The following is a 22,464-nucleotide window of genomic DNA, read 5'->3' on the forward strand; positions in this document are numbered from 1 at the left end:
TACTATTGCAAAGGTTTACCCGAACATCCCTGATTTCTTACGGAAAGATTTCATGCTTAAAAACGCAATAGGTATCTCCTTCGCCTTTATCGGCGTGGTTGTTGGCGCGGGTTTCGCATCCGGCCAAGAGGCAATGCAGTACTTCTCGGCGTTCGGCACTGACGGCATTTACGGCGCCATCCTCGGTTCCGTGCTCATGCTCATCGCCGGCGTGTCCATCCTCCAGCTCGGGTCGTACTTCCAGGCCAACGAGCACATGGAAGTGCTGGGAAATATTTCCAGCAAGGTGATGTCCTGGATTCTGGACATCGCTACCATCACCACCCTGTTCTCCATCGGCTTCGTCATGTTCGCCGGTGCGGGGTCGAACCTGAACCAGCAGTTTGGCATCCCCGTCTGGATCGGCGCGGTGCTCATGCTCGCGCTCGTGCTCGGCGTGGGCATGCTCGACGTGGATAAGGTGACGGCCGCGATCGGCTCGCTCACCCCGTTCCTGCTGGCCTTTGTCATCTTCGGCTGCTCGTACACCCTCATCACCACCGACATTGACTGGCACAGCATCAACATGTCCGCAGAGCAGGTCAACACCACCCTGCCGAACTGGTGGATGGCGGCGCTGAATTACACGGGCCTCAACGTGATGTGCGTGGTCTCGATGGCCCTCGTGATCGGCGGCAATTACCTGGACACCCGCGCCGCGGGCCTGGGCGGCTTCATTGGCGGCATGGGCTACCTGGTCATGCTCATGCTGCTGGCCACCGCGCTGATGGTCAAGATTGACACGGTCTCCGGCGAGGACATGCCGATGCTGACCCTGATCAATGACATCAACCCGATCCTGGGCACCATCATGGCGCTTGTGGTCTTCGGCATGATCTTCGCCACCGCGATGGGCATGTTCTACGCGCTGGGCAAGCGCCTCTCGCGCGGCCGCGAGGACAAGTACCCGATCATCTTCAGCGTGACCTGCCTGGTCGGTTTCGCGCTCTCCTTCGTCGGCTTTAAGACGCTGGTTGCGTACGTCTACCCGGTCCTCGGCTACATTGGCATCCTGCTCATCGTCGTCGTCGCTGCGGCATGGTTGCGCGGCGCCCAGAAGCTGCGCAAGGAGGGCAACCGCCGCCGTCGCGCCCTCGAGCTGACCCGCCTCAAGCTGGATCCGCGCGAGCGCTTTACCAAGAACGATGAGAAGGAGCTGGAATACCTGACCAGCAAGTCCGTCATCGAGGAGGAGGAGTTCACCGAGGCCCTCGAGGACGAGGTGAGCCAGGAGCTTATCGACGACGACGAGGTCGAATACGACCCCGAGGACCCCGACGGCGACGTGGTCTACGTGTCCTACACGGAGCCGCAGTCCAAGGAGGAGTACGCCAAAAACCCGGACGAGCCGTGGAACGACACCACCGTGGACGACATGATTGCCAAGGAGGAGGCCGAGGAGGCCGAGTCCGGCGACGACGCCGACACGGGCAACGGGAACGGCAGCACCCGCCTGTAGCGGCCGCCTAGCCGCCGAAAAGGTTGTTCACGCGGGACACGATCCCGCTGAACCAGCCCCCAGATGCCGCGCCGGACTCGGACCCCGGCAGCGCGGCGGGCAGTACCGCCGTCTCGCTGGTCGGCTCAGCCGAGGTCGTGGGCGCCTCCGAGGTCGCCACCACCGCGACGGGCTGCGCAGCCACGGGGGTCGGGGTCGGACGCTCCCCCGCGCTTGTCGCGGGGGCTTTTTCGTCCTGTTCTTGCTTGCGTTCGCTGGTTTCCGGCGCGGGCGCCAGCGTGGACGTGACGGTGGCTCGGGCGCGCTTGCCGGTGCCGCTGGTGTCCAGGCGCACCTTGAACTCATCAACCACGGCGCCGCCCTCCGTCACCTGGACCGTAGCGTAATCGCTGCCATTGGCGGACTGCGGCGCGGTAAGGCGCAGCCCGTTCGGACGGGAAATGGCGCTCCAGCCCGCGGGCAGCGTGCTTGGGTCTTCAGAATTCATGCGCAGCGACGCCCCGCTCTCCTTCGCCGTTACCAAGAACAGCGTTTGGCCGGGTTTGATCGTGGTATTAGACCACTTGCCCGTCTCCGCCGCCAGCGCGCCAGGCGCTGGCGTGACGGCCCCCATAGCCCCCAGGAGCAGAGCGCCGACTGCTGCGTGTGCCGCGAATTGGGCACGGTGGCGTCGGCGTCGAATACTCATAGCCACTATTTTTGGCGAAATCTCAGCTACGGGCAACTCACTTTATGGAATTGCAACCGTTTGTCGGCCTGCTCGTGACCTATCGCAGGACGACCGTATTGCTACACCAGCAGCTCGGCGATCTGGATCGTGTTCAGCGCCGCGCCCTTGCGCAGGTTATCGCCGGAAACGACGAAGATCAGGCCACGGTTTCCCTCAACTGTCTGATCCTGACGGATGCGCCCAACCAGGGACTCGTCCTTGCCCGCGGCGGCGAGCGGCGTGGGCACGTCCACAACGGAGACGCCCGGCGCGTCCGCAAGCACGGCCCGTGCCTCGTCGGGCGTGATCGCCTTGGCAAACTCGGCGTGGACCACCATTGTGTGGCCGGTGAAGACCGGGATGCGGACGCAGGTGCCGGCGACGTTGAGCTCGGGGATCCCCAGGATCTTGCGGGACTCGTTGCGCAGCTTCTGCTCCTCGTCGGTTTCCTCGGTGCCGTCGTCAACAAGGTTGCCCGCCAGCGGGACCGCGTTGTAGGCGATCGGGGCGGCGTAGGGGCCGAGGTCCTCAGGGGCGAGCACGGAGCCGTCCAGGGTGAGCTCGGTGTTCCGGTCGCCGATCTCCGCGACCTGGTCCGCCAGAGCCTTCACGCCCGCCAGGCCAGAGCCGGAAACGGCCTGGTAGGAGGCGACGCGCATGGTGGTAAGCGAGGCTGCGTCATGCAGCGCCTTCGCCACCGGCATGATCGCCATGGTCGTGCAGTTGGGGTTGGCAATGATGCCCTTGGGCAGGGCCTTCGCGTCGTCCGGGTTGACCTCGGAGACAATGAGCGGAACCTCGGGGTCCTTGCGCCACGCGGAGGAGTTGTCCACGACCTTCACACCAGCCGCGGCGAAGACCGGGGCCCACTCCTTGGAGGTGGAGCCTCCCGCGGAGAACAGGGCGATGTCGATGTCCTTGACGGAGTCCTCGGTGACCTGGGTCAGGTCCTCCACGACCACCTGGGTGCCGCGGTAGTCCAGCTTCTTGCCCGCAGAACGCGGGGAGGCGAAGAAGCGGACGGTGTCTGCCGGGAAATCGCGCTCCGCGAGGATGGTGCGCATAACGCGCCCGACCTGCCCGGTTGCTCCGACGACGGCGATGGTGGTCATGGGGAAAACAGCTCCTTGAAAGCGTTGCGGTTATATACGGTGTGGCGTGAGCTTAGCGGCCGGTGCCGGCGTAGACCACGGCCGGCTCGTCGCCGCCGAGGTCGAAGCGATCGTGGATGGCGCGGCACGCGTTGTCTAGCTCGGACTCGCGGATCACGGCGGTGATGCGGATCTCTGAGGTGTTGATCATCTCGATGTTCACGCCGGCGTCGCGAAGCGCCTCGGCAAAGTCAGCGGTGACTCCAGGGTGCGACTTCATGCCCGCGCCGACAAGGGAGACCTTGCCAATCTCATCGTTGTGGGTCACATCGGTCCACCCCTCGTCCTGCTGCAGCTTGGTCAGCAGGGTCATGGCGCGCGGGCGGTCCGCCACCGGGAGGGTGAAGGTGATGTCCGTCTTCTTCTCCTCGCGGGTGGAGATGTTCTGCAGCACGGTATCAATGTTGATCTCCGCGTCCGCGAGCGTGCGGAAGATCTTCGCGGCCTCGCCCGGGGTATCCGGGATGCCGAGCACCGTGATCTTTGCCTCCGACTTATCGGTGGCGACGCCGGACAGGACTGCTTCTTCCATGGGAATATCCTCCAATGCTCCGGCGACGAGAGTGCCGGTGTCGTTACTGTAAGACGAGCGGACTCGCATGGGCACGTTAAACGCGCGCGCGTACTCGACGCTGCGCAGCACCAAAATCTTCGACCCGGACGCGGCCAGCTCAAGCATCTCCTCAAAGCAGAGCTTGTCCAGCTTGCGGGCGTCCGAGACAATGCGCGGGTCCGCGGTGTACACGCCGTCCACATCCGAGTAGATCTCGCACTCGTCCGCGTTCATCGCCGCGGCGAGCGCCACCGCGGTGGTGTCGGACCCGCCGCGGCCCAGGGTGGTGATGTCGCGCGTATCGCGGTTCACGCCCTGGAAGCCAGCAACGATGGCGACCTTGCCCTCGTCCACCGCTTCCTGCACGCGGCCCGGGGTGACCTCTATAATGCGCGCGTTACCGTAACGCTCGGTGGTGATCACGCCGGCCTGGGAGCCGGTGAAGGAGCGCACGTCCACGCCGAACGAGGCCACCGCCATGGCCACCAGCGAGTTGGAGATGCGCTCGCCCGCGGTGAGCAGCATGTCCATCTCGCGCGCGGGCGGGGTCGGGTTGACCTCCGCAGCAAGGTCCAGGAGCTCATCGGTGGTGTCGCCCATTGCGGAGCACACCACGACGACGTCATGCCCGGCCTTCTTCGTGGCAACGATTCGCTCAGCGACGGCGCGGATCCGCTCCGCGCTTTCGAGGGATGAGCCTCCGTACTTCTGGACGATCAGTGCCATTGGTGTTGTACGCCTTCCGTTCAGGTGACAATTCTGGGGCCGCGCAAACGTTGCAAACCCGTCATCCAACCTTAGCGGGCGAAAACTCACGATTCGAGGTATCGCACTAATATAATTCTGCGTGCACAACAACTATCTTGCGGTCGGCTTCGCATTCACGTCCGCGCTCCTGATCGCGGTGGGCACCGTCTGGCGCCACCAAATCTTGCGCGCCGGACGCGACCAAGGGGAGGTCAATGACTCCCCGCTCAGCGCCCTCAAGCGCCCCGCCTGGTGGTTCTCCCTCGCGCTCGCGCTCGCGGCGTACGGCTTCCAAGCGGTCGCGCTCGCCTTCGGCTCCCTGCTCGTCGTGCAGCCCGTCCTCGTGCTCTCCCTCATGCTCACGCTGTTGCTCTCCGCGCGCGTCGAGCGCCGCCGCATGTCCGCCGCCACCTCGTTCTGGGCCATCCTGCTCACCGTGTTCGTCGGCGTCGTGGTCGTCGTCGGCCGCCCGCTGCCCGGCGAGCGCGCGCCGCACACCTGGGAGTGGCTCACTGCCGTCGGCATCGGGCTCGTGGGGCTCTTTTCGACGTTCGCGTTCGCCCGCGCCCACTCCGCGGCCGTCCAAAGCCTCGCCTTTGGCATCCTCTGCGGTGCCATCTTCGGCTACCTGGCCGTGTTTTCCAAGGTGGCCGTGGACGCCTACGTCCACGGCGGCGTCCTGGGCATCCTCACATCCTGGCAGTTCTGGGCCATGCTCGCCTGTGCCGTAATCGGCACCGTCGTGCAGCAGTTCGCCTTCGGCGCGGGCAAGCTCGCGACTACGCTGCCGGCGATGAAGGTCGTCGAGCCACTCGTGGCCCTGACCTTGGGACTTGTACTTTTGGGCGAAAAGTTCTCGCTGTCCGGGGCCCTCGGCTGGACAGCGATGGCGCTGCTCATCGCGGGCATGCTGTTCAGCGCGGCGATGGTGACGCGCGTGAGTATTCGGTAGCGGTGGCGTCGATAAGCACTCCCTGCATATAAATATGTGATCCGCGTGACACAGTGGCTGGGCTATGTAAGATGTCTGGCATGTCACACAGGCAGCTACTCCTTCTACGCCGCGGCGGGAATCAGGCCTTTTACTAACACGGCCGGCACCCCGTCGCGGAGTTCGTGTTTGCCGGCCGTGAATAGTGCAAACGCCCACCCGTGGAAGGAATACCAATGAGCAACGCCAACGACTTTTACGTACCCCGCGAGATCCAGACCCCGAATGGCCCCAAGAATGAGGGCCAGCCGGCATGGAACAAGCAGCGCGGGTCCCAGATGCCAGCGGACCGGTACCTGACGTTCGCCGAAGAAGTTGAGGACATTTCCCTGCCGGACCGTACCTGGCCGGACAAGAAGATCACGGTCGCGCCGCAGTGGTGCGCCGTGGACCTGCGCGACGGCAACCAGGCGCTGATTGACCCGATGAGCCCCGAGCGCAAGCGCCGCATGTTCAACCTGCTGGTGGAGATGGGCTACAAGGAGATCGAGGTAGGCTTCCCGTCGGCCTCGCAGACCGACTTCGACTTCGTGCGCGAGATCATTGAGAAGAACATGATCCCGGAGGACGTGACCATCCAGGTCCTGGTGCAGGCGCGCGAGCACCTGATCCGCCGCACCTTCGAGGCCTGCGAGGGCGCGAAGAACGTCATCGTCCACTTTTACAACTCCACCTCCAGGCTGCAGCGCGAGGTGGTCTTCCGCAAGGACCGCCCGGCGATTAAGAAGCTGGCCACCGACGCGGCCGAGCTGATCAAGTCCATCGCGGAGGACTACCCGGATACGCGCTGGCGCTGGGAGTACTCACCGGAGTCCTACACGGGTACCGAACTGGACTTTGCCAAGGAGGTCTGCGACGCGGTCGTGGACGTCATGGAGCCGACGCCGGCGGACCCGATGATCATCAACCTGCCGTCCACGGTGGAGATGATCAGCCCGAACGTGTACGCGGACTCGATTGAGTGGATGCACCGGAACCTGGCGCACCGCGAGTCCATCATCCTGTCGCTGCACCCGCACAATGACCGCGGCGAGGGCGTCGCCGCCGCCGAGCTGGGCTACCTGGCCGGAGCCGACCGCATCGAGGGCTGCCTGTTTGGCAACGGCGAGCGTACCGGCAACGTGGACCTGGTCACCCTGGGCCTGAACATGCTTACGCAGGGTGTGGACCCGCAGATCGATTTCTCGGACATCAACAAGATCCGCCAGACGGTGGAGTATTGCAACCAGCTGCGCGTTCCGGAGCGCCACCCGTACGGCGGCGACCTGGTCTTCACCGCCTTCTCCGGCTCGCACCAGGACGCGATTAATAAGGGCCTGGACGCGCTGGCGCAGCGCGTGCACCCGACCGCTTCCTCCAACGATGTCACCTGGGAGGAGCTGCGCGACACGGTGTGGGAGGTGCCGTACCTGCCCATCGATCCAAAGGACGTGGGCCGTACCTACGAGGCTGTGATCCGCGTGAACTCGCAGTCCGGCAAGGGCGGCGTGGCCTACATTATGAAGACGGACCACGGCATCAACATGCCGAAGGCGATGCAGCCCGAGTTCTCCGCGGTGGTGCAGAACATCACCGACAGCGAGGGCGGCGAGGTCAACTCCAAGAACATGTGGGACATCTTCGCCGGCGCCTACCTGGACCTGGACTCCCCGCTGGAGCTGGTGGACTACGAGGTCACCGGCGCGGTCGCGGAGGACGACGACTCCGCGGTCCAGGTGACGGTGGACTACAAGGGCGAGCGCCACGAGCTGCGCGGCACCGGCAACGGCCCGATCGCCGCGTTTGCAAACGCGCTCGAGTCCCTGGGCATCGACTTTGAGGTGCAGGACTACTCGCAGCGCTCGCGCACGGCGGGCGACGACGCCGACGCGGTCTGCTACATTTACGCCGACGTCGACGGAGCTACAGCCTGGGGTGTTGGCATCGCCGCGTCCACGACGCGCGCGTCGCTCAAGGCAATCACCTCAGCCGTGAACCGCGGCCTGACCGCGGGAAAAGCTGGCGGGGTGTAGCCAATCACCATCGCAAGTCCAACGTTTTGCCACCCCGCTTCGGGGGAGACGGGGTGGCTCGGGGATCCTGAGTATGTGCCCAAGTCTCTTAAGTGGTTCACGCACGTCGGACCACTCGCCTCCCGACGCTCTCTCAGTCGATTTCTAACAGAACGCGCGTTATTGCACGTAAACCCCGTAAATTACACGATTGTTCAACAGGCACACTTCGTCCCGATTACGACGACACATATACTTGATCTAGAACCGCCAGTTGCAGCGCAGCGCAAGTTCTGAACCGGGAAGACACCCGGCGCGTCGAATATCACCGCACTCTGAGATAGGCTGCCAACAAAGAGCAACGTGACACAACAACATCCCGTCCATATTCCCAATCCGAACAGTAAGGTGGAGAAGGATCATGCAAAGCCCGAACTACGTGGTTCCCGACCACGGGATCGGCGCCGTCCGAAGCATTCCTACCTGCGATGTGGATCAGGCACTTGTGCGCAATTACCTGGCGAATGCCCGCGACGGGCACGCCGACTTCCAGGTCACGCTGCTGCAGCGCGGCGAGGACGCAGGCTTTTACATCACCGCTGACGGCAACATTCTGGGCACGATGGCCGAGCACGACGCGCTGGAGTACCAGGAGCTCGCCCACATCACCGAGGCGGGCCTGACCCCGGAGGTCACCGCCAGGGCCGAGTCGCTTGCCGACGGCACCGTGAACCTCACCCTCCGCCTCCCCCGCCCGGGCCTGTGCATCCCTGCCAACGAGCCCCCGACCGAGCCCTGGGCACTGCTGGACGGTACCGGCCCCCGCGTCGTGTCCTACCTGCCGGACGCTGCGGAGCGCGACATGGATGACCGGATGAGCTTGCTTGTCCGCCTCGGCTTCGACGAGGCCGGTGACGTCATCGCCTGCCTGGGCAAGGGCGGCGTGGGCACGCTGGACCCGCGTACCGCGTCCGAAATCACCCCGACGCTGCGCAACCTTGAGCAGCGCGGCCTGATCGTGGTCGTGCGCGGCTACCACGCCCCCACCGCCAACGGCGTCGAGCTCACCGTCAACCTCAGCGGGGTGGACGAGACCGGTCCCCCGAGCGAAGTTTCGCCGGTGCCGTTCCTCCCGCTGCCGGAGGCGCAGCGAATTCCGGAGTTCGCCACCGTCGGCGCCCCGAACGGGGCATCCTGCGGGCGCCCCTCCCTCGCGTCGGGCGAGCTCACCGGCGGCTCGACCCCACTGGCTCCCTCCCCGCTGCTGGACGAGCCGGCGCCGGCGGAGCCCGAGGTGGACCCGGCGTCGCGCGAGGTCGCCGCAGCGACGGTGGCAAAGGACACTCAGGACGCTGACGAACCTGCGGGTGTCGTGGCCGCGCCCACCACGCTCATCGGCGAACCCGAGGAGAGCGTCACGGAACCCGATCAGCCTCGGCACCGCTTCCCGCACTTCCGCGCCGACGACGACGCCGAAGCTGCCGCGCTCGCCGCGGAGCAAACCACGGACATGCCAGTCACAGCGGTCACGGAGGACACCGTGAAGAAGCCGGCGGCGGCGAACCGCCTCCACCCGGCTTGCATCGCCGCGGGCACGCTGCTGATCCTGCTCACCATCGCGGGCGTCATTGCCATCAGCACCCAGTGGAACGGCGGCAACAGCGCCGCGGCGCGCACCTCGCCGGCGAGCTACGACGACACCGTCGTTGCCTCCGCGGAGGACCCGCAGGATCCGGCTGTGCTGGACCAGTAAGCCAGGGCTCGGGCCGCACCGCCCGGGGCCCGACTACTATGTGAACAATGACATCGAACGAGTCCTACCCCTATGTTGCGCTCTCCGCGCAGACGACGGGCATCCACCCGTCCACCGGGCGGATCCTCACCGTCGATGCCGTGACCTTTGATGACGGTGGCCGCGTCGGCGAGGAGTTCCACGCCGTCATCAACCCCGGTTGCGACCCAGGCCCCCGCCACACCCACGGCCTGAGCACCCACGAGGTCGCCCAGGCCCCGCGCTTTACCCGCTTCCTCAAGTCGCTGGACAAGCTTCTCGACGACCGCGTGCTCGTCACCTTCGACACCCCCACTACCTGGGGCTTCATCGTCAGCGAGGCGCGCCGCGCCATGAGCGCCGCCGCCCGCGCCAACCGCTCGCGCAAGAAACGCAACGGGCGCCGCCGCCAGCGCGTGGGCCACGTCCCGCACCCCACCCAGATCGTAGACCTGTTGGCCGCAGCGCGTCGGCAAGGCGTGGTGCCCACGGACCTGCGCATCGGGGCCGTCGCGGACCTGATTGGTGTGGCCTCCGAGTCGCCGGTGGCCAATGCGGAGCGCGCCGCCCGCCCCGAGGCGGAGATCTCGCGCGAGCAGACCCTCAAGCTGGTGGCCATGTACATGCAGTTGCGCGAGCACGGCGAGGTGCCTGGCCGCGCGCCAGACGAGCTCGCCGCGGACCGCTTCGGCTTGCAGCGCTCCACCGTGCGCGTCGACGCGGAGAAGGCCGGCGCCGCGGCGGATAACCCCGGAAAGTATTCCCCGGAGACCGGCCTGCGCAAGGGCATGGAGGTCGTGGTCACCGACGACATCGCGCTCGAGCCCGACACGCTTATCGACGCCGCCGTCCGCGCCGGCCTGACCTACACCGAAAAGCTCACCCGCGAGAGCTCCGTGGTGGTCACGGACGCCCTGGCGAGGGGCGCGTCGCCGGACGAACTCCGCGGGAAGGCGATGCACGGGCACCGCAAGGACATCCCGCTACTGACCGGGGAGGAGTTCCTCACCGCCGTGGAGCAGATGGGTTCTGCAGAGCGCGTGCACTAACGTAGAGCGCATGAATCCGAGAGGACGCCTTGCACGCATCCGCACGAACGCCGCGCTCACAGCGGCGAAGCTCGCCACCACCGCCTCCCGCGCCACCGGTCGCGGCGCAGGCGGCATGATCGGCGGCCTGGTCGCGGGCGCGATCGACCCGAACATTATGGACGGCCTGGGCCGCGGGCGGCCCACGGTGCTGGTCACCGGCACAAACGGCAAATCCACCACGACCCGCATGCTGGCCCAGGCGCTGCGCACGACGTACACGGTGGCCACGAACGAGGGCGGCGACAACATGGACGCCGGCATCATCTCCGCCCTCATGGCGGGCGGCGACGCCGCCAACATCGTCCTCGAGGTGGACGAGCTCCACGTCCCCCACGTGGCGGAGAGCCTGGACGCGGACGCGCTCGTGCTGCTCAACCTGTCGCGCGACCAGCTGGACCGCGTGGGCGAGATCAATAAGATCGAGCGGGCGTTGCGCGCGTGTGTGGAAAAGCGCCCCGAGATGACGGTGGTGTCCAACTGCGACGACGTCCTCATGACGTCGGTGGCGTGGGACCACCCCAACGTGGTGTGGGTGTCCGCGGGCGCGGGCTGGGTCAATGACTCGGTGACCAACCCGCGCGGACCCGGCTACGTCGTGCGCACCCCGGAGGGCGACTGGTACGCCACCGAGAAGCTCGCGGACGGCACCGAGTTCCGCCGCCCCTCCCCCACCTACACGGTCGATGCGCAGGGCCTGACCACCCCGTCCGGCCAGGTGCCCATGCACCTGACGCTGCCCGGCCGCGCGAACCGCGGCAACGCCGCCCAGGCCGTCGCCGCGGCCGTCGAGGCCTACGACGTCCCGCTGGGCAAGGCCGTGGGCGCCGTCGAGGGCGTGGACAATGTGGCCGGCCGCTACGCCACGGTCACGCTCGACGAGCACGAGGTGCGCCTGCTGCTGGCCAAGAACCCGGCCGGCTGGCAGGAGGCCCTGACCATGCTGGACCGCGACGCGGACGGCGTGGTCATCGCCGTCAACGCCCAGCAGGGCGACGGCGCGGACGTGTCCTGGCTGTGGGACGTGAAGTTTGAGGACTTCGACGGCATCGCGGTGAAATCCGCCGGCGAGCGCGGCACGGACCTGGCGGTGCGCCTGCTGTACGCGGGCATCGAGCACGAGGTGGTCCATGACGTGGTTGAGGCGATCCGCGCGTGCCCGCCGGGGCGCGTCGAGGTGCTGGCAAACTACACCGCGTTCCGCGACCTGAAGCGGGACCTGGCAAAGCAGGAGGATTACCGTGGCTAAGCAACTGACAATCGGCCTGATTCTGCCCGACGTCCTGGGCACCTACGGCGACGACGGCAACGCGCTCGTCCTGCGCCAGCGCGCCCGCATGCGCGGCCTCGACGCGGAGATCCGCCCCTTCCTGCTCACCGACGAGATCACCGCCGACTGCGACGTCTACACGCTCGGCGGCGGCGAGGACTCGGCACAGGTACTCGCCGCGGAGCGCCTCAAGGCGTCGCCAGGCCTGCAGCGCGCCGCCGACAACGGCACCCCGATCCTGGCCATTTGCGCAGGCCTGCAGGTCCTCGGCCGCTCCTTCAACGCTGCCGGTCGCTCGGTCGAGGGCATCTCGCTTATCGACGCCACCACCACCCCCCTTTCCACCCGCGCCATCGGCGAAGTCACCACTACCCCGGCGACCGAGCTCCTCACCGAGCCCCTCACCGGCTTTGAGAATCACATGGGCGGCACCGTCCTCGGCCCGGACGCCCAGCCGCTCGGCCGGGTCACGCGTGGCGTGGGCAACCTGGACAGCACCGTCGAGGGCGCGGTTCAGGGCAGCGTGATCGCCACCTACATGCACGGCCCGGTCCTGGCTCGGAACCCGCAGCTTGCGGACCTCCTCCTCGCCCGCGCCCTCGGCGTGGACACCGCGGAGCTCGCCCCGCTGGAGCTGAACGTGGTGGACGCGCTGCGCGCCGAGCGGCTGAAGTAACGAGTCCCGCTTACAGCTTCAACCGGCCGCTAAGCGCGCGCGACAGCGTGAGCTCGTCCACGAACTCCAAGTCGCCGCCCAACGGCATACCCGACGCCAGGCGGGAGATGGTCAGCTCCGGGAAGTCCTTGAGCAAGCGCACCAAATAGGACGCGGTCGCCTCGCCTTCGGTGTCTGGGTCGGTGGCCAGGATCACCTCGCTGACCTGCGGCGAATCCTCGCCGTCGCGGTCCGGCAGCACCCCACCGATGCGCTTGAGCAGTGGGGCGATGGCGAGATCCTTCGGTCCAACGTTGGCCAGCGGGTCCAGCGCCCCGCCGAGCACGTGGTAGCGCCCGCTGTACTCGCCGGTGCGCTCGATGACCTGGATGTCCTTGGCGTCCTCCACCACGCATACCGTGGTGGCATCCCTGCCGGAGTCGGCGCAGATACGGCACACCTCGTCGCGGGAGACGTTGTTGCAGATCCGGCAGAACGTCACGCCGTCGCGCACCGCAGCCAGCGCGGAGCGCAGCCGGTCAATGTCCTCCGGCTCCGTCTTCAGCAGGTGGAAGGCGATGCGCTGGGCGGATTTGGGGCCGACGCCGGGTAAGCGCGAGAACTCGTCGATCAGGTCCTGCAGCGGGCCTTCAAACATGGCATTGCCTCCTTGGTTTGCTCTGGTTTGCGGGGGTACTACACGCCAAAGCGCCCGGCCCCACGGCCAGGCGCTACAGACGTAAAAACGGTGCGGTGCTTAGATGATGCCGCCGAACGGGATCTCACCGTCACCAGCGGACTGGCCGCCGGTCGGGCCGCCCTGCTGGCCCAGGCCGGAGCCGCCGGTCAGCGGGCCGATCTTCTCCTGCGCGAGCTCGCCGGCCTTCGTGTGCGCATCGCGGTACGCAGCGAGGATAAGGTCCTGCAGGGACTCGACGTCCTCCGGGTCCACCGCTTCCTTCTTGATCTCCAGGTTGGTGATCTCAGCGCCGCCGGTCATGGTGACCTTCACCAGCTCGCCCCCGGCGGTACCGGTGACCTCAGTAGCCAGCAGCTCTTGCTGGGCCTGCTGCAGCTGCGCCTGCACCTCCGCCGCCTGGCGGATGAGGTCCTGCATATCGTTCGGCATGTTCGGCTCGGTCATGGTGTGCAACCTTTCTCAGTATTGTTTCCCCGACTGGGGCGGTGAGTTCCCGGCCTAGTGTACCCGTTCCCGCGCGGGCTTCCGCGCCTGCTTGCTACCAGCGAACGGCTACATCGGCTTCGCGCCGAGTTCCTTACTCAACAGCTCCATGGCCACCTCGGTGGCGTCGCGGTGATCGATCGTGCCCTCCTCCGAGAACGCCTGTTCAGCCATGTCGCGCTCCTCGTCCTCGCGCGTGTACGCAGGGGCCGGCTGCGGTGCCGGCTCTGGCTGCTGCGGTGCCGGTGCCGCCTGTGGCTGTGACTGTGACTGTGCCGGAGCCTGCGCCGGGTCCTGCGGCAATCCGTCGCCGTCGGCGTACGGGTCGTAGTCGGGCTCGTCGTCCATCGGCTCGGGCGGCAGCGGGATCTCGTCGCGCTCGCGCTGCGCCTTTTCCGCAGCCTTCCGGCTCGCCGCCTGCGCGGCAGCCTTCCAGTCGTTGGCTGCGTTCTTTTGGTTCTTTTGGTTCTTCTGGTTCTTCTGGCTCGTCTGTGCTGTGGGCGCCCCCGCAGGTTCCTCAGGCGCCGGCTCGTTCGAGGGGGTCCCCTTGTTCGGGTTCCACACCTGCTCCACACGCTGCGTCGCCCCCGGTCGCACGTTCGCCGCGGCCGGGTCGGTGCCCACCACGCAGCGCACCTGCACGCGGCGTCCGAGTTTCTCCTCAAACACAGCGACGATGTCGGCGTTGTTGCGGTCCGCGTTGATGCGCTCTGCAAGCGCGCCCGTGTTGTGGCCGATCACGAGGGTCTGACCATCCATGCCAAGGGGCTTCGCCTCCGTGAGCATGATTTCCGCGACCTTGTTGCGCTCGCCAACGGACTGGCGCAGCCGCGTCCAATCGCGGTGGACGCGCTCGAACAGCTCGTCAGGGTCCTGGGAATCCTGGGCCTGAGCAGCCGCAGGCTCTTGCGGCGCGGGCTCCTGCTGTTTCGGCTCCTGCGGCGCGGGCTCGGCTGGCGCAGCCGGCCTGGCGGGTTCCGCGGGCGGGGTGGGCTGCGGCTTTTCCTGCGGCGGAGTTTCCTGCGGCGCCTCCGCGCGCTGCTGCGACTCCGGCCGCGGAGCGCGCTGCGGCGGCGGGGTGGACTTGCTGCGTACCTGGCCTCGCCCACCGGCAGCCGCCGCTGCTGCCGCGGCCGCGGCAGCAGCGCCGCCACCAGCACTGCCGCCAGCAGGGCCGCCGGACGCTGGCTGCTGCGCCGGGGCCGCAGAACCGGGAGCGGGAGCTCCGGCCCCAGCATCGATGGTGAGCAGGTGCGCCATCATGACCTCAAGCAGCAGGCGCGGAGAGGTCGCGCCGCGGAGGTCCTGGATGCGGTGGTTGACCTCTGTGGCCAAGGCTGAGAGCTGCGCGGGGGTGAACTGCTCGGCTTCTGCGCGGAGGATGTCGGCGCGGTCCACGGGGGCGTCGACAAGCCCCTGCCCAAACGCGTCAGGGACGGTGCGGACCACGAGCAGATCGCGCAGCCGATCGAGGAGGTCGAGGGCGAAGCGGCGCGGCTCGTGGCCGGACTCGATGACGTTGTCGATGGTGTGGAAGATGGCGGAGGCATCGCGGGAGGCGAGGGCGTCCACGGCGGCGTCGAGAAGCGAAAGGTCCGTCACGCCAAGCAGCGGCAGCGCCAGGTCGTAGGTCAGGCCGTCGGGGCCGGCACCGGCAAGCAGCTGGTCCAGCACAGACAGGGTGTCGCGGGGCGAGCCGCCGCCCGCGCGGATGACCAGCGGATAGACAGCATCGTCGACCTGCGCGCCCTCCTCGGCCACGACGTGCTCGAGCAGCTCGCGCATCGCCTGCGGGGTGAGCAGGCGGAACGGGTAGTTGTGGGTGCGGGAGCGGATCGTGCCCAGCATCTTCTCCGGCTCGGTGGTAGCGAAGATGAAGATGAGGTGCTCCGGCGGCTCCTCCACGATCTTCAGCAGCGCATTGTTACCGGACTGGGAAATCATGTGCGCCTCATCGATGATGAAAACGCGGTAGCGCGACTCCGCCGGCGCGAACATGGCGCGCTCGCGCAGGTCGCGCATGTCGTCGACGCCGCCGTGCGAGGCCGCGTCCAGCTCCATCACGTCCAGGTTGCCGGACCCGCCCGGCGCGAGCGACCGGCACGAGTCGCACACCCCGCACGGGGTGGACGTCGGCCCCTCCACGCAGTTCAGGGAGCGCGCGAGGATGCGCGCCGACGAGGTCTTGCCGCAGCCGCGCGGGCCTGAAAACAGGTAGGCGTGGTTGATGCGCCCGTTGTCCAGGGCGGTCGACAGCGGGACTGTCACCTGCTCTTGGCCAATTACTTCACCAAAGGTCGCGGGACGATATTTCCGGTAGAGAGCCACGCCGCCCAAGTTTAGGCATCACGGTGCCAGTCGGCCATTGCGGCCCCGCGCCGCCGCATCCGCCGCTCGAGCACGGCCCCGCCTTGCTCCGAGGCAATGGCGAACTCGTCGTCCGTAAGCAGCACCAGCTCCAGCAGAAGCGTCAGGCGCCCGGGCTCGCGCACCAGCGGCGTGCCCTGCTCGAACAGGCGCGGCTCGCGCAGCCACCCGTGCCGCACACTCACCCCAGCCGGCAGGTCCACCCGGTCAAGCAGGTGCTCCAGCAGCACCCCGGGCTGCGCGGGCACGCCCAGCTCCAGGACCATCGTCGCGGCGGCACCCAGTGCGGCACCGAGCAGTTGCTTATCGACGCCCGCGTGCACCACCATCTCGCACCGCACATCCGTACCCGTCTCCGATTCGAGCGCGAGCCCGGTATCTACCTCGGAGAACCCGCAGGTGGCGGCGATCCCCTCGGCGGCGAGGGCTGGGAAGGGGGCGGGTGGGGCGTCGATAAGCATGGGCTCGGGAGGTAGCAACGACCCGAGCCACTCGGCAGCCTGGTTAGGCCTCACGCTGCTCGATGGCGGCGAGGAGGACGCACAGCGCGACGCCGTCCATCGCCTCGACGACCTCATCGAGCGGCGGCAGCGACGGCGCGAGGCGCAGGGTGCGGTCGTGCGGGTCATCGTGCAGCGGGAACGGGGAGCCCGCCTGCGTGAGCTTGATGCCGGCCTCCTTGGCCAGCTGCCACACGCGGGTCGCGGTGCCGTCCGGCACGTCCAGGGACACGAAGTAACCGCCCTCCGGCCTGGTCCACTGCGCAATGCCGTAGCCGCCCAGGCGCTCCTCCAGCGCGCGCTCGACCGCCTCAAACTTCGGGGCGAGCGAACCGGCGTGCTTGCGCATCACCACGCGCACGCCCTCCGCGTCGTGGAAGTACATGGCGTGCGCGAGCTGGTTCCGCTTGTTGGGACCGATGCCGCGCACTCCCGCGATCTTGGTGTACCAGGCCAGGTTCTCCTCCGAGGAGGCGAAGAAGGCCACGCCCGAGCCCGCGTGGGTGATCTTGGACGTGGAGCTCATGTACCAGAAGCGGTTCGGGTTGCCCGCCTGTGCGGCGATCTCCAGCACGTTCGGGTTCTCCGGGAACTCGTCGGTGAGCGTGTGGACGGCGTAGGCGTTGTCCCACACGATGCGGAAATCGGGCGCGGCCGTCTCCATCGCGGCGAGGCGGTCGATCACCTCGCGCGAGTAGACCGTGCCGGTGGGGTTGCTGAAGATGGGCACGGTCCACATACCCTTGACCTGCGGGTCCTTGGCAAGCTCCTCCACCTTGTCCATGTCGGGGCCGCCGTCACGCATCGGCACGGTGACCATCTCGAAGCCGAACAGCTCGGTGATGGAGAAGTGGCGGTCGTACCCCGGCACCGGGCAGATCCACTTGACGTGCTCCTCGTCCTTCCACGGGCGCGCGGAGTCATTGTTGCCAAACATGTAGGAGAAGGACACCAGGTCAAACATGATGTTCAGCGAGGAGGAATCGCCGGCGATGACCAGCTTCGGGTCCACGCCGAGCACCTCCGCCCACAGGTTGCGGATGTCCGGGATGCCCACGCCGCCGCCGTAATTGCGCACGTCGCCGCCGCAGCTGTCCGTGAAGTGGTCCTTGCCCGGCAGCTCCAGGAGCTCGTTACCAAAGTCCAGCTGCTCGGACGACGGCTTGCCGCGCGTCAGATCCAGCTTCAGGCCCTTCGCCTGCAGGTCGGCGTACTGCGCGCGGACGTCTTTTGCCAGTTCAGCAAGCTGCTCCTGGGAGAGCTCGGACAGCGGCGTGTGTGCCATGTGCAATTCACGCATCCAATCGTGGGTAGGCGATAACGTTTTGCCACGATCTTACAACGGGGCTGCGATCGCCCAGCAACGCAAAACCGGCACCTCGCGTGATTGCGGGGTGCCGGTGAGTTGGCGGAGGATGTGGGATTTGAACCCACGAGGGTATTGCTACCCGCACGCGTTCCAGGCGTGTGACATAGGCCGCTAGTCGAATCCTCCAATGAGTAACGCTCACAGCGTCGTGGCAATACTTTAGCGCATGCGCCTACCCGGTCCAAAACCGCTGGGCAAGGGGTGTGACGGGGCGTCGATAGGCATTGGGCTCTGGCGGGGTTTGGAGCTCGCGGGAATTGTTGGCTACAGTGTGGGGCAGGATCCCACGCGGTGCTTATCTTGTGAACTCCCCCAGGGCGGGAACGCAGCAAGGGTCAGCGAGCTCTGGCAGGTGCGTGGGGTCCCCTTATTTTTGCCGCGGGGCTGTGCGCCTGGCGGGGCGCCGGGGCGAGTTCTGGCCTGTTTGACGAGAACCCCTTGACAAAGATGCGAGACGTTGTCCGCATCCTCGTCATCCTGCGCTCGTCATCTAGCCAAAAACACCGGAAGCCCCCACACCCCGGCAGGCAACAGCCCCGTTTGATGAAGACGCCGGGGGTCTTCGAGAGGTGGCGTAGCGGCACAGCACTCGTACGCCGTTTTCGGCTAGGCTGGGCCACACGACATCAGCCCCGCAGAAGGAAGGCCCGATCACCATGGACGCAAAGCTTTACGACGTCATGAACGCCCAGGTCACCGAGGAGTACCTCGCCGCGTACCTGTACCGCCACCTGGCCAACGAGATGACAGAGCTCGGTTTCGACGGCGCTGCCACCTGGTTTATTGCGCAGGCGCAGGAAGAAGTGGAGCACGCCGCCAAGTTCACCAAGCACCTCCAGGACCGCGGGCAGCGCGTGGTGCTCGCCAGCATCGAGCTCGACGCGCCAAAGATCGCGAGCCTGCTCGAAGCCTTCAAGGCTTCGCTTGAGCACGAGCAGAAGGTGACGGCGGAGATTCGCCACATCGCCCGCGTCGCCGACGAGGTGGGGGATCTGGAGTCCCGCGACACCATTAACTGGTTCCTCTCCGAGCAGGTTGAAGAGGAGTCGAGCGCGCAGGGCATCATCGACAAGCTGGAGCTCGTTGGCAATGACGGCGCGGGGCTGCTGCGCATCGACGAGCAGCTCGCACAGCGCGGCGACAAATAAGGCGAGGAGTAGTCAGCCCCTCCAGACCCAGGGTTTGCGCGGCAGCGCCCCTGGGTCGAACTGTGTCAGCAGCTCCCCGACGCTGTCCACGCCGGGGCAGCCTATCGACGCCGCAATCTCCCCCACCACCGCCTCCACCGGCCGCTCGCACGTCATCTCCCGCAGCGTCACCGCCCCGTCACGCTTTGCCAACCTGCGCCCCTCCCCGTTGACCACCAGCGGCACGTGCACGTACTCGGGCTGCTCGTAGCCCAGCAGGTGGGCCAGGTAGGCCTGCGCGGGCGCAGAAAACGCGAGGTCATCGCCGCGCACGACCTGGTCGATGCCCTGCTCGCCGTCGTCCACAACCACGGCGAGGTTGTACGCCCAATCCCCCGCCTGGGCCTGGTTGAGGTTGCCGCCGCGGCGCAGGATGACGTCATCGACCGGCCCGACGACCTCGCCGGCATAGAAGTCGCGCACAGCCCACTCGGTGACCCCGGCGCGCAGCCGCAGCGCCGGCATCCGCCCCTGCTGCGCAAGTTCGGCCCGCTTCGCCTCGCGCTCCGCCTCGGCGAGGTCGCGGCACGTGCCCGGGTAGAGGCCGGGGCGGGCGTGCGGAGCGCTGGCGGCCTCGCGGATGTCGCGGCGCGTGCAGTAGCACTCGTAGGTGTCCAGCGTGGCCAGCGCGGCGGCGTAGCGCTCCCCGTTGTCGGACTGGTAGGTCACCGGCGGGTCGAAGTCCAGGCCCAGCGCCTCGAGGTCCTCGATCTGCCGCGCGGCCGATTCCGCGCTGGAACGCTCCGAGTCAATGTCCTCGATGCGCAGGTAGAAGTCACGGCCGGTGCGGCGAGCGAAGAGCCACGCCAGCACGGCGGTGCGCAGGTTGCCAAAGTGCAGGTCCCCGCTCGGCGAGGGCGCGTATCTCCCAGCAGACATGCCCCGAGCCTACTTATGGTTGAATACTCATTCGTGACAACCCCAAATACCCCAGTTTCCCGCTCCCCGTACCCGATCCTGCTCGCCGTCTTCTGCGCAGTGTTCCTCATCTCCAACATCACCGCGCAGAAGGGCGTGGCGCTGGGGCCGTTGCTTACCGACGGCGCGTTCTTCCTCTTCCCACTCTCCTACGTCATCGGCGACGTCCTCGCCGAGGTCTACGGCTTCAAGGCGGCCCGCCGCGCCGTGTTCACCGGCTTTGGCATTGCCATCCTCGCGGTCGTCTCCTTCTACATCGCCATCTGGCTCCCCGCCGCGGACTTCTACGACGCCCAGGACACGTTTGCCTCCGTGCTGGGTCTGGTGCCGCAGATCGTGGCGGCGTCGCTGGCCGGCTACGTGGTGGGCCAGCTCTCCAACGCTTGGGTCCTGCAGAAGATGAAGGACCGCTTTGGCACGGGCAACCTGTGGGCGCGCCTGATCGGCTCCACCGTCGTGGGCGAGTTTGTGGACACGCTCCTGTTCTGCGCGATCGCGGCGAGCGTGATCGGCATCAGCACGGCGGGCGACTTCATCAACTACGTCCTGGTCGGCTTCCTGTGGAAGACGCTGCTGGAGGTCGTACTGTTGCCCATTACCTACCCGACGATTGCGTGGGTGCGTGGCGTCGAGAAGCGCAATGCTGGCCACGCAGACCTCACGGCGAAGTAACAATTCTCTTAAAATCCGCCAGATTGGTCGACGCGTCCGCAATTGGTCGCTACGTTGGGTGCCACTGGTTCCGAGAGGGGCCACGGATTAGCAAATACCCGAACGAAAGGATCTAGCACAATGGGCGTTTTTGACAAGGCAAAGGATGCACTGAACTCCGAGGAAGCTACCGACAAGGGCCTGGACAAGGCTGCGGACGCTGCCAAGGGCAAGCTCGGCGAGGATAAGGCCGACAAGGTCGACCAGGCTCGCGATGCCATCGACGGCAAGCTCGGCTCCGAGTAACCCTCGGTTCCCGTATTGACGGGCCGTACCCCCTCCCGGGTGCGGCCCGTTTTTTCTATGCAAAAACTTTAGTTACCCAAGCTACGCATAAGTTGTGCATAAACGCTGAATAAGAAGCGGCGGTTTGGTGGGACAGGTGTCGAAGACGAGGTACACTGGTGAGGGTGAATGCAGAACAACGCCCCGCCTCGACCACAGGCCTCACAGGTTCCGTCGAGCTGCACCTGTTGGACCAAGCCACCCGCCTCCTCGGCCGCGGGGGCCGCGACGCGCTGACCGTCCCGGCAGCCGCTGACCTGGCAGGCATCACTGTCGATGAAGCGAAGACACTCTTCAGCTCCGACGAGGATCTGTATAGCGAGGTCAGCGCGTTCCTTGACGAGCGCCTCCGTGGCTTCGTCGACCAAGAGCTGACAAAGCTGCCCGCTGACGCGTCGGTGACGCAGAAGCTGCGCGCCAACGCCACCGGTTACTTCAACCAGGCTCTGGACAACCCCACCTACTTCGCCGCGTACAGCCGCTCGAAGGTGGCGCACCAGTTCCCCAGCTTTGAGGCGCAGGTCGACAACGCCCCGGACCTGGGCGCCTTCCCGCCGGCGACGACGCGCATTATCCAGCTGCTGGTGGAGCTCACCGAGGAGATGGGCATGCCGGTGGACAAAGCCCTCATCCTCCGCGAGACCATGGCGGTCCTCTCGGAGATACACGGCCTCGCCCACCTGGCCACGTTTGGCATCATGCGCCACCTCTCCCCCACTGCGAAGCGGCAGACCTTCCAGGCGGCGCTGCAGACTCTGCTGTCCGGCCTCGTTGACACGATCAAGGAGGGCCACATCCTGGCCTTCGAGCCGGAGCACATCAAGGGCGAGCTCCTCGAGCCGTTTACCACCAAGGCCAAGGACATGCCACGTGACACCAGAGACGAGGCGCGCGAGGCCCTGTTCCGCGGCGCCGCCGAGGTCGTCATCGCCCGCAGCGTCGACGGGATGACCCTGGAGGCCGCCGCCGAGCAAGCCGACCTCCCAGTGAGTACCGCGCGCCAGCTTTTCGACGGCGACGCGGCCCTCCTTCGCGAACTTGAGGTCCACCTCGACGAGGCCAACACCCAGACGATCCTGCGCCAGAGCAGCTTCGTCTCCGAAGGCTCGCCGGGCCTGACCTACATCAAGGCCACCGGCTTCGGCTACCTGCAGTACGCGCTGACCGACCCGGTCGGATTCGTCGCCCTCATCGAGATTGCCAGCCGCTCCATCGTCCCCGTCTCCTTCGACGACGAGGGCGGCACCGCCCAGCCCTTCGACATGGGCAAGGCGTTCACCTTCCTGATGAACATCGTGCGCGACGCGATCTCGCAGTCCGACGGACCGCGCTCCACCTGGGTGCTCTACACCCAGATGATGGCGCTGTGGGCGTCCATCCACGGCGTCTCCCAGCTCGCCACCATCGGCGTCCTCACCTACGACAACCAGGACTTCTGCTACCGCATTACCTCCCGAGTAATGGACATCCTGCTCCGCGGCATGATCAACGTCCTCGAGCTGCGCCCGCAGTAGCACCGG

The 22,464-nt window shown here is 66.7% G+C and carries 20 protein-coding genes, 1 tRNA gene and 1 other RNA gene; 12 read left to right on the forward strand and 10 right to left on the reverse strand.

What is annotated here, in order from left to right:
• Positions 1-52: 52 nt before the first annotated feature.
• Complete coding sequence (locus FPH17_RS05325; protein WP_154878979.1) at positions 53-1,498, forward strand: YkvI family membrane protein; 1,446 nt, start codon at positions 53-55, stop codon at positions 1,496-1,498.
• A gap of 7 nt (positions 1,499-1,505) precedes the next feature.
• On the opposite strand, the gene FPH17_RS05330 is transcribed toward FPH17_RS05325, so the two are convergent.
• From FPH17_RS05330 to FPH17_RS05340, 3 genes are all read right to left on the reverse strand, one after another.
• Complete coding sequence (locus tag FPH17_RS05330) at positions 1,506-2,186, reverse strand: hypothetical protein (RefSeq protein ID WP_154878981.1); 681 nt, start codon at positions 2,184-2,186, stop codon at positions 1,506-1,508.
• Positions 2,187-2,287: 101 nt separating this feature from the next.
• On the reverse strand, positions 2,288-3,319 hold the full coding sequence (locus FPH17_RS05335) for an aspartate-semialdehyde dehydrogenase (RefSeq protein WP_154878983.1): 1,032 nt from the start codon (positions 3,317-3,319) through the stop codon (positions 2,288-2,290).
• Positions 3,320-3,371: 52 nt separating this feature from the next.
• A complete protein-coding gene (locus tag FPH17_RS05340; protein WP_095275226.1) occupies positions 3,372-4,637 on the reverse strand; it encodes an aspartate kinase in 1,266 nt (421 codons plus the stop codon).
• A gap of 121 nt (positions 4,638-4,758) precedes the next feature.
• Here FPH17_RS05340 and FPH17_RS05345 point away from each other — a divergent pair, with 121 nt between their 5' ends.
• The 6 genes from FPH17_RS05345 (at position 4,759) to FPH17_RS05370 (ending at position 12,445) form a co-directional block, all read left to right on the forward strand.
• Positions 4,759-5,610: a DMT family transporter gene (locus tag FPH17_RS05345; RefSeq protein ID WP_154878985.1), complete on the forward strand. Its 852-nt coding sequence runs from the start codon at positions 4,759-4,761 to the stop codon at positions 5,608-5,610.
• A 215-nt stretch (positions 5,611-5,825) separates the two neighbouring features.
• Complete coding sequence (gene leuA, locus FPH17_RS05350) at positions 5,826-7,661, forward strand: 2-isopropylmalate synthase (protein ID WP_154878987.1); 1,836 nt, start codon at positions 5,826-5,828, stop codon at positions 7,659-7,661.
• A gap of 400 nt (positions 7,662-8,061) precedes the next feature.
• The gene (locus FPH17_RS05355; RefSeq protein ID WP_154878989.1) at positions 8,062-9,393 is read left to right on the forward strand and encodes a hypothetical protein; all 1,332 of its coding nucleotides are present in this window, start codon (positions 8,062-8,064) and stop codon (positions 9,391-9,393) included.
• A 47-nt stretch (positions 9,394-9,440) separates the two neighbouring features.
• Entirely contained in the window at positions 9,441-10,460 is a 1,020-nt protein-coding gene (locus FPH17_RS05360) for a DNA polymerase III subunit epsilon (RefSeq protein WP_154878991.1), read from the forward strand.
• Positions 10,461-10,470: 10 nt separating this feature from the next.
• Positions 10,471-11,748, forward strand: a complete 1,278-nt coding sequence (locus FPH17_RS05365; RefSeq protein ID WP_154878993.1) for a Mur ligase family protein — start codon at positions 10,471-10,473, stop codon at positions 11,746-11,748.
• Positions 11,741-12,445, forward strand: a complete 705-nt coding sequence (locus tag FPH17_RS05370) for a type 1 glutamine amidotransferase (protein WP_154878995.1) — start codon at positions 11,741-11,743, stop codon at positions 12,443-12,445. Before FPH17_RS05365 ends, FPH17_RS05370 begins: the two co-directional genes overlap by 8 nt.
• Before the next feature lie 10 nt (positions 12,446-12,455).
• On the opposite strand, the gene recR is transcribed toward FPH17_RS05370, so the two are convergent.
• From recR to FPH17_RS05400, 6 genes are all read right to left on the reverse strand, one after another.
• Positions 12,456-13,082, reverse strand: coding sequence for a recombination mediator RecR (recR, locus tag FPH17_RS05375; RefSeq protein ID WP_095275233.1), 627 nt, complete (start codon positions 13,080-13,082; stop codon positions 12,456-12,458).
• A 99-nt stretch (positions 13,083-13,181) separates the two neighbouring features.
• Positions 13,182-13,568, reverse strand: a complete 387-nt coding sequence (locus tag FPH17_RS05380) for a YbaB/EbfC family nucleoid-associated protein (protein WP_095275234.1) — start codon at positions 13,566-13,568, stop codon at positions 13,182-13,184.
• A 108-nt stretch (positions 13,569-13,676) separates the two neighbouring features.
• Positions 13,677-15,935: a DNA polymerase III subunit gamma and tau gene (locus tag FPH17_RS05385; RefSeq protein WP_154878997.1), complete on the reverse strand. Its 2,259-nt coding sequence runs from the start codon at positions 15,933-15,935 to the stop codon at positions 13,677-13,679.
• 11 nt (positions 15,936-15,946) lie between these two features.
• A complete protein-coding gene (locus FPH17_RS05390) occupies positions 15,947-16,489 on the reverse strand; it encodes a hypothetical protein (protein ID WP_239215284.1) in 543 nt (180 codons plus the stop codon).
• Positions 16,479-17,759, reverse strand: coding sequence for an aspartate aminotransferase type Ic (locus FPH17_RS05395; RefSeq protein WP_154879151.1), 1,281 nt, complete (start codon positions 17,757-17,759; stop codon positions 16,479-16,481). Before FPH17_RS05395 ends, FPH17_RS05390 begins: the two co-directional genes overlap by 11 nt.
• Positions 17,760-17,880: 121 nt before the next feature.
• Positions 17,881-17,969: transfer RNA gene (locus tag FPH17_RS05400), tRNA-Ser, on the reverse strand.
• Positions 17,970-18,118: 149 nt separating this feature from the next.
• Here FPH17_RS05400 and ffs point away from each other — a divergent pair.
• Both ffs and FPH17_RS05410 read left to right on the forward strand, forming a co-directional pair.
• Positions 18,119-18,217, forward strand: an RNA gene (ffs, locus tag FPH17_RS05405) — signal recognition particle sRNA small type.
• Between the two features lie 282 nt (positions 18,218-18,499).
• Positions 18,500-18,991 carry a ferritin gene (locus tag FPH17_RS05410; RefSeq protein ID WP_154878999.1) on the forward strand — a complete coding sequence of 164 codons (492 nt, stop codon included), beginning with the start codon at positions 18,500-18,502 and terminating at the stop codon, positions 18,989-18,991.
• Between the two features lie 12 nt (positions 18,992-19,003).
• On the opposite strand, the gene gluQRS is transcribed toward FPH17_RS05410, so the two are convergent.
• Positions 19,004-19,909 (reverse strand): tRNA glutamyl-Q(34) synthetase GluQRS, encoded by a 906-nt coding sequence (gluQRS, locus tag FPH17_RS05415; protein ID WP_154879000.1) that lies wholly within the window; start codon positions 19,907-19,909, stop codon positions 19,004-19,006.
• Positions 19,910-19,924: 15 nt separating this feature from the next.
• Between gluQRS and FPH17_RS05420 the strand changes: the two genes are divergently transcribed.
• The 3 genes from FPH17_RS05420 (at position 19,925) to FPH17_RS05430 (ending at position 22,458) form a co-directional block, all read left to right on the forward strand.
• Complete coding sequence (locus FPH17_RS05420; protein WP_095538127.1) at positions 19,925-20,620, forward strand: queuosine precursor transporter; 696 nt, start codon at positions 19,925-19,927, stop codon at positions 20,618-20,620.
• A 120-nt stretch (positions 20,621-20,740) separates the two neighbouring features.
• Positions 20,741-20,905 carry an antitoxin gene (locus FPH17_RS05425; protein WP_095275241.1) on the forward strand — a complete coding sequence of 55 codons (165 nt, stop codon included), beginning with the start codon at positions 20,741-20,743 and terminating at the stop codon, positions 20,903-20,905.
• A 164-nt stretch (positions 20,906-21,069) separates the two neighbouring features.
• Positions 21,070-22,458, forward strand: coding sequence for a TetR/AcrR family transcriptional regulator (locus FPH17_RS05430; protein WP_154879002.1), 1,389 nt, complete (start codon positions 21,070-21,072; stop codon positions 22,456-22,458).
• The last annotated feature ends 6 nt before the right edge of the window (positions 22,459-22,464 follow it).

Origin of the sequence: Corynebacterium gottingense (assembly GCF_007559235.1) — a bacterium.
Lineage (GTDB): Bacteria > Actinomycetota > Actinomycetes > Mycobacteriales > Mycobacteriaceae > Corynebacterium > Corynebacterium gottingense.

Bases quoted from the DNA above. Each gene is read 5' to 3' on its own strand.
- gluQRS (WP_154879000.1), bottom strand. From the start codon at position 19,909: ATGTCTGCTGGGAGATACGCGCCCTCGCCGAGCGGGGACCTGCACTTT.
- FPH17_RS05365 (WP_154878993.1), top strand. From the start codon at position 10,471: ATGAATCCGAGAGGACGCCTTGCACGCATCCGCACGAACGCCGCGCTC.
- leuA (WP_154878987.1), top strand. From the start codon at position 5,826: ATGAGCAACGCCAACGACTTTTACGTACCCCGCGAGATCCAGACCCCG.
- FPH17_RS05330 (WP_154878981.1), bottom strand. From the start codon at position 2,186: ATGAGTATTCGACGCCGACGCCACCGTGCCCAATTCGCGGCACACGCA.
- FPH17_RS05395 (WP_154879151.1), bottom strand. From the start codon at position 17,759: ATGGCACACACGCCGCTGTCCGAGCTCTCCCAGGAGCAGCTTGCTGAA.
- FPH17_RS05355 (WP_154878989.1), top strand. From the start codon at position 8,062: ATGCAAAGCCCGAACTACGTGGTTCCCGACCACGGGATCGGCGCCGTC.
- FPH17_RS05325 (WP_154878979.1), top strand. From the start codon at position 53: ATGCTTAAAAACGCAATAGGTATCTCCTTCGCCTTTATCGGCGTGGTT.
- FPH17_RS05335 (WP_154878983.1), bottom strand. From the start codon at position 3,319: ATGACCACCATCGCCGTCGTCGGAGCAACCGGGCAGGTCGGGCGCGTT.
- FPH17_RS05410 (WP_154878999.1), top strand. From the start codon at position 18,500: ATGGACGCAAAGCTTTACGACGTCATGAACGCCCAGGTCACCGAGGAG.
- FPH17_RS05420 (WP_095538127.1), top strand. From the start codon at position 19,925: ATGGTTGAATACTCATTCGTGACAACCCCAAATACCCCAGTTTCCCGC.
- recR (WP_095275233.1), bottom strand. From the start codon at position 13,082: ATGTTTGAAGGCCCGCTGCAGGACCTGATCGACGAGTTCTCGCGCTTA.
- FPH17_RS05360 (WP_154878991.1), top strand. From the start codon at position 9,441: ATGACATCGAACGAGTCCTACCCCTATGTTGCGCTCTCCGCGCAGACG.
- FPH17_RS05425 (WP_095275241.1), top strand. From the start codon at position 20,741: ATGGGCGTTTTTGACAAGGCAAAGGATGCACTGAACTCCGAGGAAGCT.
- FPH17_RS05340 (WP_095275226.1), bottom strand. From the start codon at position 4,637: ATGGCACTGATCGTCCAGAAGTACGGAGGCTCATCCCTCGAAAGCGCG.
- FPH17_RS05380 (WP_095275234.1), bottom strand. From the start codon at position 13,568: ATGACCGAGCCGAACATGCCGAACGATATGCAGGACCTCATCCGCCAG.